Raw genomic sequence first — 21724 nt, 5'->3', positions numbered from 1 at the left:
AGCTATCACAACAATCGATTACTGACCGCCTTCAACGACGGTCTCCGGCCGGGAAACGGGCTTGCCTTCAAGAACACACTGAATGGCATGTGCGACACCATGCTCCACATTGGTCAAAGAGATAGCCTTGGCAAGCGCCTTAATCTCCGGTTCAGCATTGCCCATGGCAATACCGAGTCCTGCCATTTTCAGCATGGATACATCGTTGAAGTTATCACCAATGGCTGCTGTATCTTCCATGGAAATGTTCAGATGAGCTGCCAGTTTGCTTAAGGCGTTACCTTTGGATACATCAGGATGCTGCATTTCGAAGTTGTGTTCAGAGGACACCACCATGGCTACATCGGAGCGAGAAGCAAAGTATTCGCGTCCCTGCTGCAATTGAGCCGGATCCATTGAAAAGGCCATAATATTGTAAATGTAAGCTTCGGAAGGGATTTCCTGATGGGAGTTTACGCGGTGATAGTCTTTCTTGTCATAGTGCTTCTTAACAGCTCGAATAAGGCGTTCAATATCCTCCCCAGGACTCGAACCCAGGATGCGATCCATCTCAGCGAGCATCGCCTCGTGGCTGCTTATAGGAGCGTAAATACCCTGTTGTGTGGAGGCCTCGTAGTAGCAATGATGATCCTCCAGCCACTGCATGACGGATGCTGCCGTTTCACGCTCAAGTGGAAGATGGAATAGGCGTTCACCGTTGGCATCGTGGATGGTAGCTCCGTTGGAGCCGATGACTGGTGTGTTAATTCCGCCTTCGCTGCTTATAGTTAATACGTCGGAATAGACCCGACCTGTAGCAATCGTAATCTTCAATCCTTCTTGTTGCGCCTTATGGATTGCAGCTGCGTTTTCCGGGCTGATCTGACTATCTCTGTTCAATAGGGTTCCATCTAAATCGGTAGCAAATAATTTCATATGTTACAACTCCTTTTCAATTGTAGGTTCAGGAATGAGAATCTCGACTTGTTGCTCGGCTAGAAAAGTCCGCCAATCTTGGGAAGGCCATTGATCTGTAATTAACATATCAACGAGTGACCAGTCCGCAAAACGATAACCATAACGCTTATCAAACTTGGAATGGTCAGCGAGTACAATAACCTGTTTTGCAGCCTGCATCATTTTGTGCTTGATCTTTCCTTCTTCTTCAGAGGCACTGAAGCCATCCATCGTAATTCCGCCAATGCCGATAAAGGCTTTGTCTACATAATAATGGGAAAGAGTTTCAATCACTGAAGTACCATAGACATAACGTTGCTCCTTATCGACTTTGCCGCCCAGCAAACGAATCTCGACAGCAGTATGATTGGAGAGAAGATCAGCTGAATAAATGGAATTGGTGATGACAGTACAGGACTTGCCATTTAGATTTTCGGCACAAGTCTGCACTGTAGTGGAAGAATCCAGAATAATGTGTTCGCCTTGGCGGACGATAGCAGCGGCTAGCTTGCCAATAGCTCTTTTTTCATTGGAAATGTGGAGCAAACGATCTTTATAGGATCGGTGCTCGTCTGGTGGAACGGGGAGAATTGCACCGCCGCGCGTTCGGATAATGGCATCCTGTTCTTCGAGTTTGATCAGATCCCTTCGTGCTGTGTCCCGGGAAACGTCAAAGAGGGATACAATATCATCAGCTGAGATGCGATTGTGTTTACGCAAATGTTCAATAATCAGCTGCATTCGTTCTTCCTGAAACAAACGTGCCGCCTCCTTATACGTAGCTGACCGTGTATATAACTGATAGGTTAATTATAAGTACTAATAATGATATTTGCAATATTATAAGTGAATGTAAGTGTATTTAAGTTTTTTGATATTAATTTAACAAAATGCGAAGATTACGATGATAAATTTGTGAAAGACATTTCAGGCGTGAGCAACGCTCTTGACCTCATGGAGAAGGGGAAAAGGAGTGCATAAAAAAAGTTTGAAAAAAAGTGTTGCACATTTAAGTTGGCCTATGATATACTCATTCTTGTCGCCAAGAAAGACAACTTGTTTACAAGGCCCGTTGGTCAAGGGGTTAAGACACCTCCCTTTCACGGAGGTAACAGGGGTTCGAATCCCCTACGGGTCATTATCTTCACCCCTCAGGGATGTACAATCCTGATGAGGAATCCTCAAAAAGTCATAGCTCCTATACAAAAGAGTTACGTATGGCACACACACATTCGGTGAAGTTACAGCAAGAGCCATTAGCTCAGTTGGTAGAGCACCTGACTTTTAATCAGGGTGTCGAAGGTTCGAGCCCTTCATGGCTCACCATTTTTACAATTGAATATGCGGTCGTGGTGGAATGGCAGACACGCTATCTTGAGGGGGTAGTGGGTGTATACCCGTGGAGGTTCGAGTCCTCTCGACCGCATCACAGTAACAAACGTTATAAGATAGACTCTCATGATTATTCATGGGAGTCTATCTTTGTGTTATGAGAAATACCAGAACGTATTCCTGGGATTAAAAGGCTGAGGATTCAGGAAGGTTGTGGTATAATTTAGGTACATGTATTGATTATTACGGTTGGAAGGCGGTTCTGTATGCAGTCGATCTATGAGCGAATTGAACACCTGATTGCCGAACGAGGAATGACTAAGAAGGCTTTCTGCCAACAGCTGAAGATCAGCACGGGCAATCTGGGTGACTGGAAACGCGGTAAATCTATTCCGAGTACGAATAAACTAATTGAGATTGCTTCGTTTTTTGATGTGAGCCTTGATTGGCTCATGATTGGGCGTCCATCCAAGGAGGCGATGGTACGGGAAAAACGGGAGGATTATTTTTTTGACGTGTTGCGGCAATTGAATTGCCAAGAAAGCGAATTATCGACTGTGGAACAGTCTTTTATCAGTGAATATATTGAATTTACCCGTTATCGTAAATCCAAGGAAAGCAGAGATTCAGGCGACTTTCGTTACAAGGGAGAAGATAAGCCCAAAGGAGACGATCTGTTGTAGTACAAGTTAGTGGAAGCTACGACTTGACTGGATTATCTGCGTATATAAAAAAACCTCTGAACACATCCGAAACCCGTCGGAGAGTGGTCCAGAGGTTTTTTTCTTTGAAACTCGTTGCAACATGAACATGCGATTCCGAAAGTTGTTAGTCTGATAGACGTGTAGCCTTCACTTGCGGAATGTGATGCTAGGTTTACCCAAAAGATCGGAGCGAAGGGTGTTCCAGATCTGAAGGCATTGCTCCTGAAGTTCCCAAGCAGCCATTCCGAGCAAACGAACACCAATCCCGCCTGTAGCGAGCAAACTAGCCCCGGCAAGCATGCGACCATCTGGGGGAAGAATGGACCGTACGGACTCCAACTGTGCTGCGCCCAATCCGGGGGCAATCATCCATAAAGCTGCAGTATGGGTGTAGTTTAACAACGCTGCGGATGATTTTGGATCGTCCGGCTCTGGTTCGAGCCCGAAGCGATCCCATACGGCCAATTGCTTCCCTTGCCAGATTTCTGTTAGACTGCGATATCGCTTGAACTGAAAGACTTCTCCCCGATGAATCCGTCCAGCGGACCAGATATCAGCATACGCAAGTATTGCTTGTTCACCCAGCTCAAAGGTCGTGGTGAGTGATGATGAGCTGCCTTTAAACGGGATAACGCATTCAGGGAAGTACTCCAGCACCGCTCCTTGCTCCAGTCGAAAGTGATGGTTCACAGATGACGGAACAGTAGGTGTTGGATGAAGCCTCGTGGCTGATGTACTGCTTAGCATTAAGTGAGTGTTCTGGCCCAATTGCCATTCGGATCGATAATGATCACCGTTCAGCACGCCTGGAGAGACGTCTGAGGTGTATACACATAATTCATCTCCGCCACCCGGAGGTCGAAAGGATCGACTGAACCGCAGAGGGGTGCTATAATACCGATCGGTCATGACGGTGCGCCCGCCTTGGAGGGCGAAAGTGGCCCGAAGCTCGCTGCGGCGTATCACGGCCTCTCCGGTACTGCGGTTCGGTCCATGTTCAACTCCATGTGAAGAGGAAGAAGGATTAGTGGCTGTGAGTCGTTCCGTGCTCATGAGTGTGGGTATGCAGATGCGCAGCGGAAGCATCGTCATCCATATATTGATGTTCAAGCCAATGGACGATTTCGGATACCCCTTCACCACTCATCAGGTTCGACATCACATAAGGCCGTCCTTCGCGTACCCGTTCAGTATCATCCTTCATCACTTTCAGACTTGCGCCAACATAAGGGGCGAGGTCGGTCTTATTAATCAGTAGCAGGTCAGAACGTGTAATACCTGGACCACCTTTGCGAGGCAGTTTTTCCCCTTGAGCCACATCAATAATGTAAATGAATACATCCGCCAGTTCAGGGCTGAATGCAGCAGAGAGATTGTCGCCGCCGCTTTCGATAAAGATCAGTTGCAAGTCCGGGAAGCGTTCAATCAACTCATCAACGGCTTCAAAATTCATTGAAGCATCCTCGCGAATAGCGGTATGTGGGCAGCCTCCTGTCTCTACACCGATAATACGTTCCGGTGCGAGTGCATTCTGACGCAGCAAAATCTCGGCATCTTCCTTTGTGTAAATATCATTGGTAATAACGGCCAGGCTGTAGCGTGTACGCAGTGCCTTGGACAGCTTCTCTACTAGGGCCGTTTTTCCTGAACCTACCGGCCCACCGATTCCGATTCGCATCGGGCGACTCCGATCAAATACCTTACGTTCCCATTCCGCATGATGCGTATGATTAGCTCCTCCACACATAACAAATTCCTCCTTGGTTTTGAATTATTGTAACAGTTAGGACATAAACAGACGGGCTGGCAGGCTCTCGTGCCGCATAGCATAGATTTCCTGGGCAATACCGAAGCTGTGCATGTCTTCCGGGTCGTTATCCCGAATTTGAGACCATTCAGAATCAATATCATTCAAAAGTTTCTGGATAAGCATCTGTGCTTCGGTTTGCCCGATGGGCAGAAGACGCAGAGCGCTATTAACATAAGCGTTAACAGAGGTATACAAATGTCCGGTGACAGCTTCGTCCATTCCGATTTCCAACTGATAATTGATGTAGCCGTGAATCGTTGTAATGCCGCAAAATGCACCGTGTTCCTGTACGGCTTCATCGATTAGAGAAAAGTCCATCCACGGATATAGTGATCTCGCGAGTTTGAGTAATCGCTTACCCATCTTGTGCCCACTTTCCCGTAGTTCCCTGGGGGTTCGCTGGGCGTGTACACGTTTGTCGTAAAGGGCTAGAAGGGCGGCATCCTGTTGCTCAATGGCTTGGTAGACACCCTTGATGGCAAGACCATCAAGCCGTACGAGGCTGGAATGAAGCTGGCCGCGAATGAATTGTTCAAGCTGGGCGGTGGTCCGTATTCTACCGTCATGAGTGTATGCCTCCAGACCGAACGAGTGGGAGAACCCGCCAATGGGCAAGGCCGAATCCAGCAGTTGAACATAACGGAGTAATTTCGTGCCGCTGTGCATCATCATGCGTGTCCCCCTTTGTCAAAACATGAAATAGCGTTGTGCCATCGGTAATTCGTCTGCGGGCTCACAGGTGAGAAGCTCGCCATCAGCCCGTACCTCATAGGTTTCGGGATCGACTTCAATGATGGGTGTCACGTCGTTGTGAATCATATCCTTTTTGCTCACTGATCGGCAGCCTTTGACGGGTTCCACACGCTTGTTCAAGCCTAGCATCTCCTTGATTCCTGCATCTGCTGCGGCTTGGGAGACAAAAGTGATCGACCCTTTGGCAAGTGCACCGCCGTAAGCACCGAACATCGGTCTGCCGAATACGGGCTGCGGCGTAGGGATCGATGCGTTGGGGTCACCCATCTGGGCGAAAGTGATCATACCGCCCTTGATAACCATCTCGGGCTTTACCCCGAAATAGGCCGGGTTCCAGACGATCAGGTCTGCCAACTTGCCAACCTCCACGGAACCGACGAGATGGCCTATGCCGTGAGCGATAGCTGGATTGATCGTATATTTGGCGACATACCTTTTGATCCGATCATTATCGGACGGGGAGCCTGAGGTCAGTTCAAGTTTGCCTCGCTGCTTTTTCATCTTGTCGGCAGTTTGCCAGGTGCGAATAATGACTTCGCCAACCCGGCCCATCGCTTGCGAATCGGAACTGATGATGCTGAATACACCAAGATCATGCAAAATGTCTTCGGCCGCGATCGTTTCGGGACGAATACGTGAATCAGCAAAAGCAACGTCTTCAGGGATAGACGGGTCCAGATGGTGACAAACCATCAGCATATCAAGATGTTCTTCTACGGTATTGCGTGTGTAAGGACGTGTTGGGTTGGTCGAAGAGGGGATGACGTAAGACTCTCCGGCAGCGCGAATAATATCCGGCGCGTGTCCGCCGCCAGCACCTTCTGTATGGTAGGTGTGGATTGTGCGTCCGTTAATGGCCGCCAGTGTATTTTCGAGAAATCCGGTCTCGTTCAGCGTATCGGTATGAATGGCTACTTGAACATCATGTTCTCCGGCCGCGGTCAGACAGGCATCTATAGCGCTTGGCGTTGTGCCCCAATCTTCATGCAGCTTCAGTCCAATGACACCGGCTTCAATCTGTTCAATTAATGGAGCGGTGCTGGAACTATTGCCTTTACCTAGATAACCGATATTCATGGGAAATGCCTCTGCGGACTCCAGCATCCGGTGAATGTGCCAGGCTCCGGGTGTACAGGTGGTGGCTTTGGTGCCAGTTGCAGGTCCTGTACCGCCGCCGATCATGGTTGTTACTCCTGAAGATAATGCCGTTTGAATCTGTTGTGGACAAATAAAATGAATATGGGTATCAATGCCTCCAGCGGTCACAATCATGCCTTCTCCGGCAATGATTTCGGTCGATGCGCCAATAACCAGCGCGGGATCGACTCCATCCATTGTATCCGGGTTGCCGGATTTGCCGATTGCGCAGATGAAGCCATCGCGAATACCGATGTCCGCTTTGACAATCCCCCAATGATCGATGATGACGGCGTTGGTAATGACGGTATCAGGTGTGCCATCACTGCGAAGGGCAGATGTGGACTGACCCATCCCGTCACGAATAACCTTACCGCCACCGAATTTGCTTTCGTCCCCATAGACAGCGTAATCATGCTCAATCTCCGCCCATAGTTCCGTATCCGCCAATCTGACGGCATCCCCGGTTGTAGGCCCGAACATGGACGCGTATTGTTCGCGGCTCATTCGTTTCATAAAGGGTCCCCTCCGTCCTGCATAGGGGGTGCAAATGTCTTCAGAAATGTTTCTAGTTTCTGTGGATCAGGTGGCTGATCTGCCGATCCTTCGGTTAATCCGTTAAATCCATAAATCTGACGTTTGCCACCGAATGTGGTGAGTTCGACCGGTTTTTCTTCACCAGGTTCAAAACGAACAGCGGTGCCTGCCGGAATATGCAGACGGTGCCCAAAAGCGGAAAGGCGATCAAAGTCCAGCGCAGCATTGACTTCATAGAAGTGAACGTGAGAACCGACCTGAACGGGACGGTCGCCGCGGTTCAGTACAATCAGACGCACGGTTAAGCGATCGGGATGACAGACGATCTCATCATCCTGTTTTAAGCGATATTCACCTGGGATCATGGAGTTCTCCTGCCTTTCTCAGCGTATAGGTTCGTGGACAGTGACCAGTTTTGTTCCGTCAGGAAAAGTGGCTTCCACCTGTACCTCAGGAATCATATCGGATACACCTTCCATGCAGTCTTCGCGTGTCAGGATCGTGCCGCCGTATCTCATCAACTCTGCAACACTCATCCCATCGCGTGCACGTTCCATGAGTTCGGAGGTCAACAATGCGATAGCTTCAGGAACATTCAGTTTAAGTCCACGTCCTCTGCGTTCGCGGGCGAGGTTAGCAGCCACGGTAATCAGGAGTTTTTCTTTTTCCTGCTCAGTCCAGTGCAAGGTAATCCGACCTTTCCCTTAGATAGTCTATGTCGTCATGGATCATGTTATATGTTAAATATACTCACACAGGGTGGACCCTTTGTCAATATGGTTCCAATTATATTAGCAGCATGCATGAAATGAGTATGCATAAAATAAAATTGTGTAAGCATTATTGACACGGTGAGTGTGACCCTCCATAATTTGGATCAACGAACATTTCGGACATATATGACCTTAATGTTCGTCAATAGACTAAAAAAAGGGAGTGTAGGCTATTGAAGAAGAGGACGGTCAAGTTATGGAGTGTTTTGCTCGGTGCGGTCATTGCGTTGACAGGATGTGTGGAGGGTGGAACGCCGCCGGAGGCATCGGGCTCCGATGGGGCGGGAGAATCAACTTCGTCCGGAGAACCGATTAAGGTAGGTGTTCTTCACTCCCTAAGTGGAACGATGGCAATCAGTGAAGTGTCGGTTAAGGATGCGGAGATGCTTGCCATTGAAGAGATTAATGCAGCGGGCGGAGTTCTGGGTAAACAGATCGAGCCTGTGGTCGAGGACGGTGCTTCCGATTGGCCTACATTTGCGGAGAAAGCAGGGAAGTTGCTGCAACAGGATAAAGTAGCTGCTGTATTCGGCGGATGGACCTCTGCGAGTAGGAAGGCGATGCTTCCGGTGTTTGAACAAAACAAGGGTCTGTTGTTTTACCCGGTGCAATATGAAGGATTGGAATCGTCCCCCAACATTTTTTATACAGGAGCCACAACGAATCAGCAGATCGTTCCATCCGTAACCTGGTTGCTGGAGAACAGGGGCAAGAAGTTTTATCTGCTTGGTTCCGATTATGTTTTCCCAAAAACGGCCAATCAGGTCATCAAAGCCCAGCTGGCAGCTGAGGGTGGCGAAGTTGTAGGGGAAGAATATACACCGCTGGGACATACGGATTACAGTACAATTATCAGCAAAATCAAGGCTGCCAAGCCGGATATTGTATACAACACGCTGAATGGAGACAGCAATGTCGCCTTTTTCAAACAATTAAAGGATGCCGGGATCTCTTCGGAACAGTTGACAACTCTGTCAGTGAGTGTGGCGGAGGAAGAAATTCGGGGGATTGGTGCGGATGTGCTGAAAGGGCATTTGGCTTCGTGGAACTATTATCAAACGACAGATACACCTGAAAATAAAACATTTGTAGAGAAATATAAAGAAAAATATGGAGCTGACCGGGTGACGGCCGATCCGATTGAAGCGGGATATGTGGCCGTTTATCTGTGGAAAGCAGCCGTGGAAAAAGCCGGATCAACTGATGTTGAAAAAGTGAAGGAGGCAGCCAAAGGTCTGGAATTCGATGCGCCGGAAGGAAAAGTGACGGTGGATGGAGAGAACCAGCATATCTACAAAACGGTGCGGATTGGTGAAGTGCAGGAAGATGGACAGTTCAAGGAATTGTGGAACTCCGGAGCACCCGTCAAACCTGATCCGTATCTGAAAACGTACGATTGGGGCGCTTCCCTTAGTACCAAATAGCATGGGCATCTCACGTCAGAACTGCTGAATAACAGACGAGGGTGAGACAACACACCCTCTTACAACATCACGGTAAAGCGTTGATGCGAAACGTAAATTGATGTCTTGTATAAAATTTCAGATGTTCACAGCATGAGGAGGGAAAGGCGATGGATATGTTTGTCCTGCAAATGTTCAATGGGTTAAGCATCAGCTCCATCTTGCTGCTGATTGCATTGGGACTCGCGGTTACATTTGGATTGATGAATGTCATTAACATGGCTCATGGTGAATTGATCATGATCGGTGCTTACGCTACATATGTGACGCAAAACCTGTTCATTTCGTATGCTCCGCAAGCGTGGTTCGATGTCTACTTTATTGTGGCTCTGCCTATCGCCTTTGGTGTGGCGGCTCTTATAGGCTGGTTGCTGGAAGTGGTGCTGATCAGGCATCTGTATGGGAGGCCGCTCGATAGTCTGCTTGCTACATGGGGCGTAGGCATGATGCTGCAACAATTGGCCCGAACGATATTTGGGGCGCCAAATGTAGGGGTATCCAGTCCGGCTTGGCTCAACGGAGGTCTGACCATAGCGGACGGTATTGTGTTTCCGTATAAACGTCTTTTCATTATCGCGCTGGTTTCTGTTGTACTGCTGTGCATGTATCTGTACATCTATCGGACTTCTTCCGGGAGACGGATGAGGGCCGTGATGCAAAATCGAAGCATGGCGGGCTGTCTCGGGATTTCCACCAGACGGGTGGATGGCATGACCTTTGCGATTGGTTCGGGCATTGCCGGCATCGCTGGATGTGCATTGACACTCATTGGCCCGATTGGCCCTTCGCTGGGGACGTATTATATCGTAGATGCGTTCATGGTGGTTGTACTGGGCGGTGTGGGGAAACTGGTGGGAACCGTGTGTGGTGCGCTTGGAATTGGCATGTTCAATACGTTATTTGAAACGTATACCTCAGCCTCTATCGGTAAGGTGCTGGTATTTGTCTGTATAGTAGCTTTTCTGCAATGGAAGCCGCGTGGGCTCGTTGCCATACGGACTCGGAGTCTGGATTAATGCGAAGAAGGGGGTTATATGATGTCGGCACTTCTCAAGACGGGTAGTCTGAAAATGAAGATCATCTGGGCGGTTGTCCTGATCATGATGTGTCTTGCTCCACTCATTTCCACGGAATTCCGGCTTAGTCTATTGGCGAAATTCCTGGCACTGGCCATTCTGGCGATCGGTCTGGATTTGATCTGGGGATATGGAGGGGTGCTTAGTCTGGGCCATGGTGTATTCTTCGGACTTGGTGGGTACGCCATGGCGATGTATCTGAAGCTGCAAGCCAGCGGTACAACACTTCCAGACTTTATGGGATGGAGTGGTCTTAGTGGTCTGCCGTGGTTCTGGGAGCCGTTCAGGTCATTCCCAGTGGCGCTATTGCTGGGCATTGCCCTTCCGGCATTGCTGGCCTTTGCCCTGGGGTGGTTCACGTTCCGTAACCGGATCACCGGTGTGTATTTTACAATCCTGACCCAAGCGTTAGTCCTCATTACCGTAACGTTATTTGTGGGCAAACAGGAATGGACGGGAGGGACCAATGGTATAACGGGATATAACGCGATCTTTGGTTTTACCCTTCATTCGGCAGGGACAACGATTGCTCTCTACTATATAACGCTTGCTGTTCTGGTGCTCGCCTACCTGCTTTGTCGCCGGGTTGTGAACAGCAGGTTTGGTCAGGTGCTTGAAGCTGCGCGGGATGGGGAGAATCGGGTTCGCTTTCTTGGCTATGACCCGGCAGGGTTCAAGACGCTGGCTTTCGCCCTTTCCGGAGCGTTGGCGGGAATCGCAGGTATGTTATTTGTGCTCCAGGTAGGGATCATCTCACCTTCCATGATGGGAATCGTGCCATCAATTGAAATGGTATTATGGGTTGCCTTGGGCGGGCGTGGGACGCTGATTGGTGCGGTAATCGGAGCTGTGGTACTGAACGCAGCCAAAACGGGCATCAGTGAAGCTTATCCGGAAGGTTGGTTGTTTGTCATTGGTGGGCTCTTTGTAACAGTGGTCTTGTTCATGCCGAATGGACTTGTTGGTGTATATCGTCATGTGGTGCGCTTGCTGAAACGGAGAGGAGAGGTTGTGCATGTTCCAGTCAGTCAGGAAAAACCAAAAGTCTACTGACGTTCCGGTAGTTCTGGTCGCCGAGGAAATCACGGTGGCATTTGGCGGTTTTGTTGCGGTCAAAGGTATGGATCTGAAGCTGCATGAACATGATCTGCATTTTCTGATCGGCCCCAATGGTGCTGGAAAAACAACGATGCTGGATGTGATTTGCGGCAAAACCAAGCCCTTGTCCGGTACAGTGAAGATGGCGGATGGTACGGATCTGACACGTCTGAAGGAGCACCAGATTGCTCGAAAAGGGGTAGGGCGCAAGTTCCAGGCTCCATCGATCTTTGCTGGTCTGACCGTGCAGGAGAACCTGACGCTGGCTGCGGAGACTCGTCGTTCTCCTTTACAGGCTCTGGGTATTCAACGCTATTCAAAAATAAGTCCGGCAATGGAGCAGATTACGCTCCAGGTTGGTCTGCAGGACCGTGTGGACGCACGTGCAGGTGCTCTATCACATGGGGAAAAGCAGTGGCTTGAGATTGGCATGCTACTGCTGCAGGAACCCCGTGTATTGCTGCTGGATGAACCGGCAGCGGGGATGACGGACGAAGAAACACACAAGACGGGTCGCCTACTGCAGGAGATTGCGCGAGAAAGGTCTGTTGTGGTAGTGGAGCATGATATGGAATTCGTCCGCGAGTATGCAGCCAAAGTGACGGTGATGCATGAAGGCAAACTTCTTAAGGAAGGTACGATGGCGGAAGTGCAGGAAGATCCGAGAGTGGCTGAAGTGTACCTGGGCAAAAGGAGGGATGACCATGCTGTCGCTGCAACGAATTGAGTCCGGCTATGGGGAAAGTAATGTGCTGCGCGGTGTGAATCTGGATGTCGAGCCAGGTCAGGTAGTATGCCTGATGGGGCGTAATGGTGTAGGGAAAACCACCTTGATGAAGACGTTGATGGGGCTTCTTAAAACGCGCAAGGGAAGTATTCAGTGGAAAGGTCAGGAATTATCCACCCACGATCCGGCCAAACGGGCCAGGTCGGGGATTGGATATGTGCCGCAGGGGCGGGAAATATTCCCGCAGCTTACGGTAAAAGAAAATCTGTTGCTGGGTCTGGAGACGAGTGCTGCAGGGGTGAAGACGTTCCCAGAGGATGTGCTAGCGATGTTTCCGGTGCTTGCCACGATGTATGGGCGGCAGGGTGGTGATTTGAGTGGTGGGCAGCAACAGCAGTTGGCATTTGCCCGCGCGCTGGCTTCTCGGCCGGGATTATTGCTTCTGGATGAACCGACAGAAGGTATTCAGCCTTCCATCGTAGAGGACATCCGGCAGGTCATTTTGCAAATTAAGGAAAAGGGTGAGATCTCCATCTTGCTGGTGGAGCAAAGCATTGATTTTGTACGCGGTGCTGCAGATTATATCTATGTAATGGACAAAGGGGCAATTGCACTGCAAGGAAAACCGCGAGAGCTGGATATGTCGCAGTTTGAGCACCATCTGTCTGTGTAGCTAAGGTTCATGGCGTAGGATGAGTTCAGGAGCGCTTGTCCAGAATGTTGGAGTACTTCGGATATAGTCTTCGGATGCAATCCGGGCAGATATCATGAGTGAATTCGGCATGGGTGTGCTTCTCCAAATAACTTTCAACAGAGTTCCAGCTGTCCTGTTCATCCTTAATCTGTTTGCAGACAGCGCAGATGGGAAGCAGTCCACGCAAAGTGCGTACTTCAGACAGAGCCTTCTTCAATTGGCGTTCTGTCTGTTTCTGTTCGGTAACATCCGTGTGTGCAATCAGTGCAAGATCAGACAGCAGGGATGGGTCGGCCTGAATCAATGGGGTGAGTTCCATACGGAACCATCGCTGTTCGCTGTGAGCAGTTTGAACGGAGATATCGTATGTATAACTGTCTTTAAAAGGTGCAGTGATACTTTTCAACTCCTGAACAATCTTCGCATTTTTTGCTTTCTCCTCGCGTAATGTCCACCCCTCTACAAGATGAAGGTAATGAGGCGGTTCAGGTGCTGTTCTGGAGGGGCTTGTTACGCTCTGTTTGGGAAGCAGTTGCCCAAGTCCATGTTGCCAAGCGGTGTTGCAGCTTCGAATGATCCAGTTGTGATCGACGATGATAAGTTGGTGTTGAATGGACTGGAACGATAATCTCTCCAGATCGGATATTAAGTATCTCATGAAATGAGCTCCTCCTTGGCAGAAATCTTATCTTAAATCATCTGGAATTTCCAAGATGTCTGCGACCTGGTTCCTGAACCGGGTTGCTTTGCGGGTACCGTGAATGAGATTGGACAGACGATATGGCGGAATGCCATACTGTTCACAAAATGTCTTTTGGTCGACCTGGAGTTCGGTTAGTCGTCGTTTAATGGCCCATCCGAAAGGAGTCACAGGTTTCTTTTTGTTCAAAAGGGTTCACCCCTCGTTGGAATGTAGTGTTCAGCTGGTTATTCTTGGTGTAAAATATATAGATATGCGAGCTGTATGTTTTATTATATACGCATTTGCGTCATCTAACAATTAAAAAAGACGGAAATAAGTGTATTTTAATATGTTAAATGGCGTAAATGCGTTAAATAGACAAAATAAATGACATAAAAAACACGCCAGCAATGAGGTTGCGGCGTGTTTTTTTATATTTTACTGTGTGAGGAGGTGGGTTGTGTGAAGAAAAAGGGGATGGGAATTAGGCTCTGTATGCGTGAAGCCCTGCTCCAAGCATGTGAAAGCTTGGAAACAACGTTTTCATGGACAATGAGGTCGGTTGTACCGGTCCATCCGCAGCGGAGGCGCTGACGGTATCCCATTCATGCTCCAGGTCTGCGGCCAGGCGAACCAGCAGGTCCTGGGTTGTATCGGTGTTAAGGGGAATCACTTTGGAGGCTTCGGTTATGCAGGCACTCATGGCTGAATGCAGATAACCAAGGACCGCCTCCTCGACAGGGATTTCGAGGTGGTGGTTAATCCAGGCGTGAACAGTGGGGAGACAGCCAACAGATTCATACTTAGCCAGCGTTTGTTCGAGATGGCTAAAATCAATCCAGGGGTGTAGTGCGCGAGCTAGCTTAATTAGTCGTTTGCCCATAATGGAGGCATGTTCTCTAAGATTGACTGGGGTGCGCTGGACATGAACGAGTTTGTCGATGAGGGCTGTACGCCATGCGTCCTTGTGATCTGCGGCGGTGTATATGCCTTTAATCGCCATACCTTCCAGACGCACGATGCTGGGATGCAATTGACAGCGCATGAATGATTCGAGATCTTCAACACTACGAATGGTACCTTCAGCGATATGGGCATCCATACCGAAGGAATGGGTGAACCCTCCGACCTGGATAGAGGAATCAAGCAGTTTGACATAATCGAGCAGCTTATTCCCACGGTTCACAATCTTTCGCCTCCTACGGTTCGTTAAATGTTATGTTAAATAACATTTATACTCCTTTTTGGTTCGCTATATGTTTGTAAATCCGAATTATATGATATATATATTCACATAAATATCCGCTTTTTGTCAATAGTTTCTTTGTTTTTTGAATATTAAATCTATTTAGTGTTATTTTATATAACTTTATGAGTTACTTTATACTAAGGGATATGAAGGATGGTAATACAAATAAAGTAGAGTGATCGGCCTAATCGGGTATACAAACGGGATTAAATTTAATCATATGCACTTCGTAGGAGAAAATGACGAGATTATACGATTTATGGAAGGAAAAGCGCAGTTAAAATGATATTTAGAAAAATGCTTTACTTTTAAACATGAACCGGGTATAATCAATTTTGTTGCCGATTATTTACGACATGCGGTCGTGGTGGAATGGCAGACACGCTATCTTGAGGGGGTAGTGGGTGTATACCCGTGGAGGTTCGAGTCCTCTCGACCGCATCATAAGAACGATAAAGAAGAAGCTTCCCGTATGGGAAGCTTCTTTTTTTTGTTTTATTTACAGTACAGATGGGCCAGACAAAAAAAGGTCACCCGTTTCCCCTGAATGCATGCTCATTCTGTCTGCTGGGGTCGGATGGCCTTTACTTGTTATTTAAGCAAATCTTTGATGTCCGCTTCAATTTTATCAGGTGTTGTTTTGGGAGCATACCGTTTCAGAACACGTCCGTTCTGATCCACAAGGAATTTGGTGAAGTTCCATTTGATGGCTTTGGAGCCGAGTACGCCTGGCGCTTCTTTGGTAAGGTGCTGGAAAAGAGGGTGAGCGCTTGAACCATTCACATCGATCTTCTCAAACATCGGGAAGCTAACACCATAGTTCATCTGGCAGAACTCGGCAATATCATCAGAAGAGCCTTTTTCCTGTGCAAACTGGTTGCTTGGAAAACCAAGAACTTCGAATGGGGAGTCTTTAAACTTATCCTGAAGCTCTTGCAGACCTTTGAATTGAGGTGTGAGGCCGCATTGGCTTGCTGTATTCACGATAAGCAGTACTTTGTCACGATAGTTGGACATTTCAACTTCCTGACCGCGAAGGGTGTTTACTTTGTAGTCGTAGACTGACATGAAAATCGCCTCCATTTCATATTCTTCTTTCTTCTATTATATTGATTACAATTAAATAATGCAAAATTAATATTGCTTTTTTAACTTAATTTGAAGCTGTCGTGTATGATCTGTGACTGATTTGCTACCTGAATTTCGCTAAAGAGAGAATTAGAGAGCTTTGATGAGATGGGTAGAGAATGGATACGTTGTAAGCGCTATTATTGATGTGAAATGGCAAAAATCCGTCGATTCGGTGATCTGCGCAGACTTTACACCAATATGGCACGGGTGTATGATTCATATCGTAATTCCAATTTAAATTAAATTTTACATGAAAAACGAAACAAACGATAATATCGCTCTGATTAATGATTATAAAAGAACGATGTTTTAATCGCTGAGTTTCCATTCATTCATGGGTGGGAAACGGGGGAACCAACAGGATGAACTGTCTAGGACAGTAGGCATCCATGGGGTGAATTTTCCGGTGACAGCCGGAAATAGGGCGACTCTCGCGCCCGAATCCGTCAGCTAACCTCGTAAGCGTTAAAGGGAGAGGCAACAAGCCGTACGCTGGTTCATAGTGTCTTTTTGCTATGGATTATTGAAGAAGCGTCCGGGAGGCCTTGGTCCCCCACGCTTCTTTTTTGTTGTCTTTTCACGCCAAGGGAGGAACGAATGATGGATAAAGAGATGATCTTAGTGACTGCTCCAAATGAAGCAGGACGTAAATTTATCAAATTGCTGATGTACAAAAAAATGCCGTTTGCCGTTCTGACCAACAGTGCAGGGGAAGAGCGCAGGCTCCGGAGAATCGGTGTGGAGCATGTCATTCGCATGAACACAGCTGCTGCTCAGAAATGGTTTTTGCCGCAAGGTAGTGTCGGCAATGTTTTTATTTTTGAAAATAGCCTAAACCTGACCTGTCGATATTTGCAGATCTGCCGCTCCTGGACATCCAAGTCCCTGTGTGTCATTACGGAACAAAGCCACCCCAAAGGGATCTATCGGGGAATGGGAGCAGACCGTATTGTATATTCCTTGAATGGGGAAGTTGGGTTTCTACTGAATGGCTAGTGGCTAGTACTATTCCTGTGATTGATCCAGTGTCAGCTGCCTGTTATAATTGAAATCATAAATAAACGGAAACTTGAGGAGACTCATGCATGTTGGTGGGTCTTCTTTTTTATGGTTTGGGAAATAGGGATATGGATTTCCTGTGGCTAACGAGGAGGAATAGGCGTGCCGGATGTACGTGGAATACAATGGTTGTTCTTTGATGTGGGGGATACGCTCGTGGACGAATGGGAGCCGGTAGATGATATTATCGGTCAGTTCGTTCGTGAAGCTTGTGCGCTCGGTTATCAGGTGGAGATGCAGACGGTGCGAGATATATTTGCCGCCTCTTACCGAAATTACGAGCAATGGCCGATGAAATTGGCTATTCGTACCCTTATCAGCGATGAGGGGCACCGGGAACAGATACAGGAGAAGCTAAAGTTCCGCAAAGAGCTTGAGCGCCCCTTTGCGTCAGCCGACGCTGTTCTCCAGACGTTGTCGCAACACTATAAGATTGGTATCATTGCCAATCAGAGTCCGGGGACGGAAAATCGGCTGGATAGCTACGGCTTGCGCAAGTATGTGGATGTGCTGGCCTGTTCGGCTGAAGAAGGAGTGTCCAAGCCTGATCCTGAATTGTATGCTGTAGCGTTGAAACAGGCGGGATGCAAACCTGAGGAAGCGGTCATGATCGGCGACAGGATTGATAATGATATTATTCCGGCTAAGAAGCTGGGTATGCACACGATCCGGATTTTGCAGGGTTATGGTAGATTCCAGCCGGAGCTTGCGGATGCAGAGCGTCCAGACTGGACTATTGAATCACTGGAGGAACTTCTTCCATTGTTAATGGTAACTCAAAATTCAGACAACTAAATAAGAGCAGTATTTAAGATCTAATCGGTATAATTAGGCTGCTGCTCAAACATATAAAAGGCTGATCGTCTCAAGGGGTACGTTACTTGAGTTGATCAGCCTTTTTGATTTAGACAAAATACCGCGTAGTTCCGTTTAACCTAGAACAACAGAATGGTCTGGATAATCAGATACACATTCAGGACAACGATAACTCCGGCAATGATCCAGGAGATGATTTTGAGCCACAGCTTGTTGGCAAAAGCCCCCATGCTTTTTTTGTCACTCGTAAACATTACCAGCGGAATGACGGCAAAGGGTAGCTGCAGAGACAGCACAACCTGGCTAAGAATCAACAGTTCTTCTGTTCCGTGCTCTCCAGCAATGGCTGTTACGATGACGGCCGGGATGATAGCGATCAGACGTGTAACCAGTCGACGAAGCCACGCTGGAATACGAATGTTCAGGAAGCCTTCCATTACAATCTGTCCGGACAACGTGCCGGTGAGTGTTGAGTTTTGGCCTGAAGCCAGCAGGGCTACACCGAACAGGATGCTGGCGATAGTGGTTCCCAGCAAAGGTGTCAACAGATGGTAAGCATCTGTAATTTCCGCAACCTGGGTCATACCCGCACTATGAAACACGGCAGCAGACACAATCAGGATGGCTGCATTAATGAACAGAGCTAGCGTTAAAGCGATGGTTGAATCCATGGTGGAATACAGAATCGCTTCTTTTTTTCCTTTTGGCGTCTGTTCAATCTGACGGGTCTGCACAATGGAAGAATGCAGATACAGATTATGGGGCATCACGGTTGCACCGATAATCCCGATGGCGATGTAGAGCATAGCTGGATTTTGCAAAATCTCAACATTCGGTACGAAACCATGCATGACGCCACCCATATCCGGTTTAGCGAGAAACAGGTCAATCCCGAAGCAGAGGGCGATGGTAGCCATTAGTACAATTACGAGGGATTCCAATGCGCGGAAGCCTTTATTTTGCAGCAAAAGAATGACCAGTACATCGACAGCGGTAATAATGACGCCGTATAACATGGGGATGTTGAACAGCAGCTTGAGCGCGATGGCTGAACCAATAACCTCGGCAAGGTCGGTGGCTGCAATCGCAAGCTCACACAAAATCCATAACACGATTACAACAGGCATGCTAAATCGTTCGCGGCAGGCTTGCGCCAAATCCCGTCCTGTGACAATCCCGAGCTTGCCAGCGAGAGACTGTAACACAACAGCCATTAAGTTCGAAATCAGAATAACGGACAATAACGTATAACCGAATTGTGAACCACCGGCAATATCCGTTGCCCAGTTCCCGGGATCCATATATCCAACGGCAACGAGGTAACCCGGTCCAACAAAAGCAAGGAACTTTTTCCACCAAGCAGCGTTCTGAGGCACCTTCATGGAGCTGTGGGCTTCCCCGAGAGATGGGGCCATGCCCGCAGCCAATGGCTCATTTGAAGGAGTGTTGAACGGATTTTTTTTACTCATAATATAATCACCCGACTTTGAAGTATTGATATTCTATATGAAGAGGAACGGTGTCATTCCTTTGATTAAATTGGAACATTGAAACCAAAATCTTAAAAGCGTAATTAAACGACCTCACATATGTCTAAACGTTTATGTTGATACTTACATTGTACTCCTTCAATTATTTTTGTCTAGTGCAACTTTTGTGTATGAGGACAAAATTTACCGGAGAGTGAATTGTGCCTTAGTATATTACCCAACCCTGGATAAATTACCTGTGTTCATCCTCAATGCATGAAAAAGATAAAGATGTAAAAGCTGAATAAGGAGCAACAACGTTTCAAAATGAGCCAGAAGTTTAAATTGAATTGTAGGCAACAAAAATCTTATAGGTGAAGGAGAGATTCTTAATGGAAGCTTTATATACAGCAACAGCGACAGTTAAAGGTGGACGTACAGGTTCGGTGGCTTCTTCGGATGGCGTGCTCAAGCATGATCTGAAAATGCCAAAAGAACTTGGAGGCTCCGGTGGTGAAGGAACCAATCCTGAGCAGCTCTTTGCAGCGGGATACGGTGCATGTTATGAAAGTGCTCTTGCCAATGTGGCACGCAAAGCAGGCGTGAAATTGGAGAATGTGGTGGTCACAAGTAATGTATCCATCGGCAAAGATCCGGCAGATGATGGTTTCCAACTGTCTGTACGTTTGGATGTGAGCATGCCTGGCGTGGATCACAGTCAAGCAGAGGATCTTGCACGCAAGGCACATGATTTCTGTCCTTACTCCAAAGCAACACGCGGCAATATTGATGTGGTACTTAATGTAGTTTAAGACCTGACTCGTAGGAGTAAAGGGAACATATAGAGCAGGGTATCTTTGGATACCTGATGTTCGAGTACAAGACCCTGCTGGCCTTCGGCAGGGTTTTGTATTTTATAATACAGATGAGATGCAGGAGATTGCATGTTGAACAGCGTACTATTTTACATAATCTACTCTTGCTTGAAGTCATACATTCGAATAAGGGGGAACGACAATGAGTATTGAAGAGATGATAGAACGACGATTTGTATGTACCAAATGCAGGGGTACGGATTGCAATATTAAGGAAGTATCCATGTCAGGAGCAGGACTTAGCAAAATGTTTGATATTCAGCACAATCATTATCTCTTCGTCGCCTGTTCTTCCTGTGGATATGTAGAAGTATTCGATCCGGATGTGTTGAAAGGGAAAAAACAGGGTCAGGTGGGTACCATTCTTGATATTCTATTTGGTGGGTAAATGTGCGTGAGTTGACATCGAACTAAAATTTCTTTAATATGATTTAGTACTAAGAAGTGTCAATGCATGAACCAAATTTGAATTAACAGGTGATATCCATGTCTTATAGACCGCGTATTGCAAATTTAGAATTAGCTAGTGGCAACAAGGAAGACGGATTGTATGAATTTAAAATGAAATTGGTAGACGGTACACAATGCCGTGTATTCTACTCCCATTCCCCGGAATGGAAGCTGACCAATATCAGCCGTCTACAGAAAACACCTTGTCCGGTATGTCGCAAAGATTTCATTTGCAAATGCATGGACCAGTGGGCTGGTGACCTGCACCAACAGATGATCGACGACCAATGGATGGAAAAGGCAATTGCCGAGTAATTGCCAAAACAGATACGAGCGTGGGCATAGACCCTGCGCTCTTTTTCTATTTTCCGTTATACTTAAATAAAATGTGAAAAAGCGACCGAGATGACTCAAAACGGGTAAGTTATGCTAATAGCACACATGAGGAGGCCACGATTATGACAGTAAATCAAACGGATCAGCATCAGGGACACCCGATTGTGCTTGTGGACGGAGTCTGTCATTTCTGCCAAGGATTAACGAAGTGGATTATCAAGCGTGACCCTGAGGGGAAATATCATTTTGCATCACTCCAATCGGATGTAGCGAAAAAATTGCTGGAGAAGGGCAATCTGTCCACGGACAGCATGGATACTTTTGTACTCATTGAGGATGGAAAATATTATACACGTTCAACCGCAGCGCTGCGTCTGGCCAAAGGTTTGAAATTCCCTTATCCATTATTGTACGTGTTGATTATTGTACCGAAATTTATTCGAAATGCCATATATAACACTGTAGCTCGCAACCGATATCGCTGGTTCGGTAAAGATGAAGCGTGCATGCTGCCTACACCTGAAATTAAGGATCGATTCCTTTGAAAGGCTGAAGTGTGACATATTTTATCGGTGACGATTGATTAATAACGGAAATAATTGGGTAATGAGTACGGA

General features: G+C 47.4%; 25 protein-coding genes, 4 tRNA genes and 1 riboswitch. Of the genes, 16 read left to right on the top strand and 13 right to left on the bottom strand.

The window, feature by feature from the left end:
* Nucleotides 1–18: 18 nt before the first annotated feature.
* Together BUA17_RS16535 and BUA17_RS16530 are read right to left on the bottom strand one after the other, a co-directional pair.
* The gene (locus BUA17_RS16535; RefSeq protein WP_063564437.1) at nucleotides 19–915 is read right to left on the bottom strand and encodes a Cof-type HAD-IIB family hydrolase; all 897 of its coding nucleotides are present in this window, start codon (nucleotides 913–915) and stop codon (nucleotides 19–21) included.
* 3 nt (nucleotides 916–918) lie between these two features.
* Entirely contained in the window at nucleotides 919–1695 is a 777-nt protein-coding gene (locus BUA17_RS16530) for a DeoR/GlpR family DNA-binding transcription regulator (protein WP_063564436.1), read from the bottom strand.
* Nucleotides 1696–2002: 307 nt separating this feature from the next.
* Between BUA17_RS16530 and BUA17_RS16525 the strand changes: the two genes are divergently transcribed.
* From BUA17_RS16525 to BUA17_RS16510, 4 genes are all read left to right on the top strand, one after another.
* Nucleotides 2003–2074, top strand: a tRNA-Glu gene (locus BUA17_RS16525).
* Nucleotides 2075–2186: 112 nt separating this feature from the next.
* Nucleotides 2187–2262 (top strand) — tRNA-Lys (locus BUA17_RS16520).
* A gap of 17 nt (nucleotides 2263–2279) precedes the next feature.
* A tRNA-Leu gene (locus BUA17_RS16515) sits at nucleotides 2280–2362 on the top strand.
* Between the two features lie 172 nt (nucleotides 2363–2534).
* Entirely contained in the window at nucleotides 2535–2951 is a 417-nt protein-coding gene (locus BUA17_RS16510) for a helix-turn-helix domain-containing protein (protein WP_063564435.1), read from the top strand.
* A 168-nt stretch (nucleotides 2952–3119) separates the two neighbouring features.
* Here BUA17_RS16510 and BUA17_RS16505 read toward each other — a convergent pair whose 3' ends face one another.
* Genes BUA17_RS16505 through BUA17_RS16480 form a run of 6 tightly spaced genes read right to left on the bottom strand, consistent with a single transcriptional unit; the run spans nucleotide 3120 to nucleotide 7895 of the window.
* Nucleotides 3120–4025, bottom strand: a complete 906-nt coding sequence (locus BUA17_RS16505) for an urease accessory protein UreD (RefSeq protein WP_170867860.1) — start codon at nucleotides 4023–4025, stop codon at nucleotides 3120–3122.
* On the bottom strand, nucleotides 3997–4719 hold the full coding sequence (gene ureG, locus BUA17_RS16500; protein ID WP_072734297.1) for an urease accessory protein UreG: 723 nt from the start codon (nucleotides 4717–4719) through the stop codon (nucleotides 3997–3999). The genes BUA17_RS16505 and ureG overlap by 29 nt, the downstream gene beginning before the upstream one ends.
* A 36-nt stretch (nucleotides 4720–4755) precedes the next feature.
* Nucleotides 4756–5454 carry an urease accessory protein UreF gene (locus BUA17_RS16495; RefSeq protein WP_072734296.1) on the bottom strand — a complete coding sequence of 233 codons (699 nt, stop codon included), beginning with the start codon at nucleotides 5452–5454 and terminating at the stop codon, nucleotides 4756–4758.
* 15 nt (nucleotides 5455–5469) lie between these two features.
* Nucleotides 5470–7188, bottom strand: coding sequence for an urease subunit alpha (gene ureC, locus BUA17_RS16490; RefSeq protein ID WP_072734295.1), 1719 nt, complete (start codon nucleotides 7186–7188; stop codon nucleotides 5470–5472).
* Entirely contained in the window at nucleotides 7185–7574 is a 390-nt protein-coding gene (locus tag BUA17_RS16485; protein WP_063564431.1) for an urease subunit beta, read from the bottom strand. Before BUA17_RS16485 ends, ureC begins: the two co-directional genes overlap by 4 nt.
* An 18-nt stretch (nucleotides 7575–7592) precedes the next feature.
* Nucleotides 7593–7895, bottom strand: coding sequence for an urease subunit gamma (locus BUA17_RS16480; RefSeq protein WP_063564430.1), 303 nt, complete (start codon nucleotides 7893–7895; stop codon nucleotides 7593–7595).
* 260 nt (nucleotides 7896–8155) lie between these two features.
* On the opposite strand from BUA17_RS16480, the gene urtA reads away from it, so the two are divergent.
* The 5 genes from urtA to urtE all read left to right on the top strand — a co-directional run bounded on the left by urtA (nucleotide 8156) and on the right by urtE (nucleotide 13019).
* Nucleotides 8156–9406, top strand: a complete 1251-nt coding sequence (gene urtA, locus BUA17_RS16475) for an urea ABC transporter substrate-binding protein (RefSeq protein ID WP_072734294.1) — start codon at nucleotides 8156–8158, stop codon at nucleotides 9404–9406.
* 149 nt (nucleotides 9407–9555) lie between these two features.
* The gene (urtB, locus tag BUA17_RS16470; RefSeq protein ID WP_072734293.1) at nucleotides 9556–10461 is read left to right on the top strand and encodes an urea ABC transporter permease subunit UrtB; all 906 of its coding nucleotides are present in this window, start codon (nucleotides 9556–9558) and stop codon (nucleotides 10459–10461) included.
* Between the two features lie 18 nt (nucleotides 10462–10479).
* Complete coding sequence (gene urtC, locus BUA17_RS16465) at nucleotides 10480–11574, top strand: urea ABC transporter permease subunit UrtC (protein WP_072734292.1); 1095 nt, start codon at nucleotides 10480–10482, stop codon at nucleotides 11572–11574.
* Nucleotides 11537–12346 (top strand): urea ABC transporter ATP-binding protein UrtD, encoded by an 810-nt coding sequence (gene urtD / locus BUA17_RS16460; RefSeq protein WP_072734291.1) that lies wholly within the window; start codon nucleotides 11537–11539, stop codon nucleotides 12344–12346. The genes urtC and urtD overlap by 38 nt, the downstream gene beginning before the upstream one ends.
* A complete protein-coding gene (gene urtE / locus BUA17_RS16455) occupies nucleotides 12324–13019 on the top strand; it encodes an urea ABC transporter ATP-binding subunit UrtE (protein ID WP_072734290.1) in 696 nt (231 codons plus the stop codon). The genes urtD and urtE overlap by 23 nt, the downstream gene beginning before the upstream one ends.
* A 25-nt stretch (nucleotides 13020–13044) precedes the next feature.
* Here the strand turns inward: urtE and BUA17_RS16450 are convergent, their stop codons facing one another.
* The 3 genes from BUA17_RS16450 to BUA17_RS16440 form a co-directional block, all read right to left on the bottom strand.
* The gene (locus BUA17_RS16450) at nucleotides 13045–13698 is read right to left on the bottom strand and encodes a nitrogen regulation protein NR(II) (RefSeq protein WP_063564424.1); all 654 of its coding nucleotides are present in this window, start codon (nucleotides 13696–13698) and stop codon (nucleotides 13045–13047) included.
* Nucleotides 13699–13725: 27 nt separating this feature from the next.
* Nucleotides 13726–13929, bottom strand: coding sequence for a hypothetical protein (locus BUA17_RS16445; protein ID WP_063564423.1), 204 nt, complete (start codon nucleotides 13927–13929; stop codon nucleotides 13726–13728).
* Between the two features lie 277 nt (nucleotides 13930–14206).
* Entirely contained in the window at nucleotides 14207–14908 is a 702-nt protein-coding gene (locus BUA17_RS16440) for an urease accessory protein UreF (RefSeq protein WP_072734289.1), read from the bottom strand.
* 421 nt (nucleotides 14909–15329) lie between these two features.
* Here BUA17_RS16440 and BUA17_RS16435 point away from each other — a divergent pair.
* Nucleotides 15330–15412, top strand: a tRNA-Leu gene (locus BUA17_RS16435).
* 150 nt (nucleotides 15413–15562) lie between these two features.
* Here the strand turns inward: BUA17_RS16435 and BUA17_RS16425 are convergent.
* A complete protein-coding gene (locus BUA17_RS16425; protein WP_072734287.1) occupies nucleotides 15563–16039 on the bottom strand; it encodes a glutathione peroxidase in 477 nt (158 codons plus the stop codon).
* Between the two features lie 367 nt (nucleotides 16040–16406).
* A riboswitch (cyclic di-AMP (ydaO/yuaA leader) is annotated at nucleotides 16407–16582 on the top strand.
* Nucleotides 16583–16699: 117 nt separating this feature from the next.
* On the opposite strand from BUA17_RS16425, the gene BUA17_RS16420 reads away from it, so the two are divergent.
* Both BUA17_RS16420 and BUA17_RS16415 read left to right on the top strand, forming a co-directional pair.
* Nucleotides 16700–17098 carry an HAD family hydrolase gene (locus BUA17_RS16420; protein WP_228469185.1) on the top strand — a complete coding sequence of 133 codons (399 nt, stop codon included), beginning with the start codon at nucleotides 16700–16702 and terminating at the stop codon, nucleotides 17096–17098.
* Between the two features lie 165 nt (nucleotides 17099–17263).
* Nucleotides 17264–17956, top strand: a complete 693-nt coding sequence (locus BUA17_RS16415) for an HAD family hydrolase (RefSeq protein ID WP_161490571.1) — start codon at nucleotides 17264–17266, stop codon at nucleotides 17954–17956.
* Nucleotides 17957–18096: 140 nt separating this feature from the next.
* On the opposite strand, the gene BUA17_RS16410 is transcribed toward BUA17_RS16415, so the two are convergent.
* Complete coding sequence (locus tag BUA17_RS16410) at nucleotides 18097–19392, bottom strand: Nramp family divalent metal transporter (RefSeq protein ID WP_063564630.1); 1296 nt, start codon at nucleotides 19390–19392, stop codon at nucleotides 18097–18099.
* Nucleotides 19393–19838: 446 nt separating this feature from the next.
* Here BUA17_RS16410 and BUA17_RS16405 point away from each other — a divergent pair, with 446 nt between their 5' ends.
* The 4 genes from BUA17_RS16405 (at nucleotide 19839) to BUA17_RS16390 (ending at nucleotide 21652) form a co-directional block, all read left to right on the top strand.
* On the top strand, nucleotides 19839–20258 hold the full coding sequence (locus BUA17_RS16405; protein WP_063564421.1) for an organic hydroperoxide resistance protein: 420 nt from the start codon (nucleotides 19839–19841) through the stop codon (nucleotides 20256–20258).
* 205 nt (nucleotides 20259–20463) lie between these two features.
* Nucleotides 20464–20709: a zinc ribbon domain-containing protein gene (locus BUA17_RS16400; protein ID WP_024629326.1), complete on the top strand. Its 246-nt coding sequence runs from the start codon at nucleotides 20464–20466 to the stop codon at nucleotides 20707–20709.
* Between the two features lie 98 nt (nucleotides 20710–20807).
* Entirely contained in the window at nucleotides 20808–21086 is a 279-nt protein-coding gene (locus BUA17_RS16395) for a hypothetical protein (RefSeq protein WP_024629327.1), read from the top strand.
* A gap of 143 nt (nucleotides 21087–21229) precedes the next feature.
* Nucleotides 21230–21652 carry a thiol-disulfide oxidoreductase DCC family protein gene (locus BUA17_RS16390; protein WP_063564420.1) on the top strand — a complete coding sequence of 141 codons (423 nt, stop codon included), beginning with the start codon at nucleotides 21230–21232 and terminating at the stop codon, nucleotides 21650–21652.
* Nucleotides 21653–21724: the final 72 nt, after the last annotated feature.

The sequence above is a fragment of the Paenibacillus sp. ov031 genome (assembly GCF_900143165.1).
In the GTDB taxonomy this organism is placed as follows: Bacteria; Bacillota; Bacilli; order Paenibacillales; family Paenibacillaceae; genus Paenibacillus; species Paenibacillus marchantiae.
The sequence above is the reverse complement of the archived record's forward strand: the minus strand, read 5'-3'. Positions and strand labels throughout refer to the sequence as shown.

Excerpts from the sequence above, each read along its gene's own strand:
- BUA17_RS16535 (WP_063564437.1), bottom strand. The coding sequence starts at position 915 with ATGAAATTATTTGCTACCGATTTAGATGGAACCCTATTGAACAGAGAT.
- BUA17_RS16510 (WP_063564435.1), top strand. The coding sequence starts at position 2,535 with ATGCAGTCGATCTATGAGCGAATTGAACACCTGATTGCCGAACGAGGA.
- BUA17_RS16505 (WP_170867860.1), bottom strand. The coding sequence starts at position 4,025 with ATGAGCACGGAACGACTCACAGCCACTAATCCTTCTTCCTCTTCACAT.
- ureG (WP_072734297.1), bottom strand. The coding sequence starts at position 4,719 with ATGTGTGGAGGAGCTAATCATACGCATCATGCGGAATGGGAACGTAAG.
- BUA17_RS16495 (WP_072734296.1), bottom strand. The coding sequence starts at position 5,454 with ATGATGATGCACAGCGGCACGAAATTACTCCGTTATGTTCAACTGCTG.
- ureC (WP_072734295.1), bottom strand. The coding sequence starts at position 7,188 with ATGAAACGAATGAGCCGCGAACAATACGCGTCCATGTTCGGGCCTACA.
- BUA17_RS16485 (WP_063564431.1), bottom strand. The coding sequence starts at position 7,574 with ATGATCCCAGGTGAATATCGCTTAAAACAGGATGATGAGATCGTCTGT.
- urtB (WP_072734293.1), top strand. The coding sequence starts at position 9,556 with ATGGATATGTTTGTCCTGCAAATGTTCAATGGGTTAAGCATCAGCTCC.
- urtC (WP_072734292.1), top strand. The coding sequence starts at position 10,480 with ATGATGTCGGCACTTCTCAAGACGGGTAGTCTGAAAATGAAGATCATC.
- urtD (WP_072734291.1), top strand. The coding sequence starts at position 11,537 with ATGTTCCAGTCAGTCAGGAAAAACCAAAAGTCTACTGACGTTCCGGTA.
- urtE (WP_072734290.1), top strand. The coding sequence starts at position 12,324 with ATGCTGTCGCTGCAACGAATTGAGTCCGGCTATGGGGAAAGTAATGTG.
- BUA17_RS16450 (WP_063564424.1), bottom strand. The coding sequence starts at position 13,698 with ATGAGATACTTAATATCCGATCTGGAGAGATTATCGTTCCAGTCCATT.
- BUA17_RS16425 (WP_072734287.1), bottom strand. The coding sequence starts at position 16,039 with ATGTCAGTCTACGACTACAAAGTAAACACCCTTCGCGGTCAGGAAGTT.
- BUA17_RS16420 (WP_228469185.1), top strand. The coding sequence starts at position 16,700 with ATGATGGATAAAGAGATGATCTTAGTGACTGCTCCAAATGAAGCAGGA.
- BUA17_RS16410 (WP_063564630.1), bottom strand. The coding sequence starts at position 19,392 with ATGGCCCCATCTCTCGGGGAAGCCCACAGCTCCATGAAGGTGCCTCAG.
- BUA17_RS16405 (WP_063564421.1), top strand. The coding sequence starts at position 19,839 with ATGGAAGCTTTATATACAGCAACAGCGACAGTTAAAGGTGGACGTACA.
- BUA17_RS16400 (WP_024629326.1), top strand. The coding sequence starts at position 20,464 with ATGAGTATTGAAGAGATGATAGAACGACGATTTGTATGTACCAAATGC.
- BUA17_RS16395 (WP_024629327.1), top strand. The coding sequence starts at position 20,808 with ATGTCTTATAGACCGCGTATTGCAAATTTAGAATTAGCTAGTGGCAAC.
- BUA17_RS16390 (WP_063564420.1), top strand. The coding sequence starts at position 21,230 with ATGACAGTAAATCAAACGGATCAGCATCAGGGACACCCGATTGTGCTT.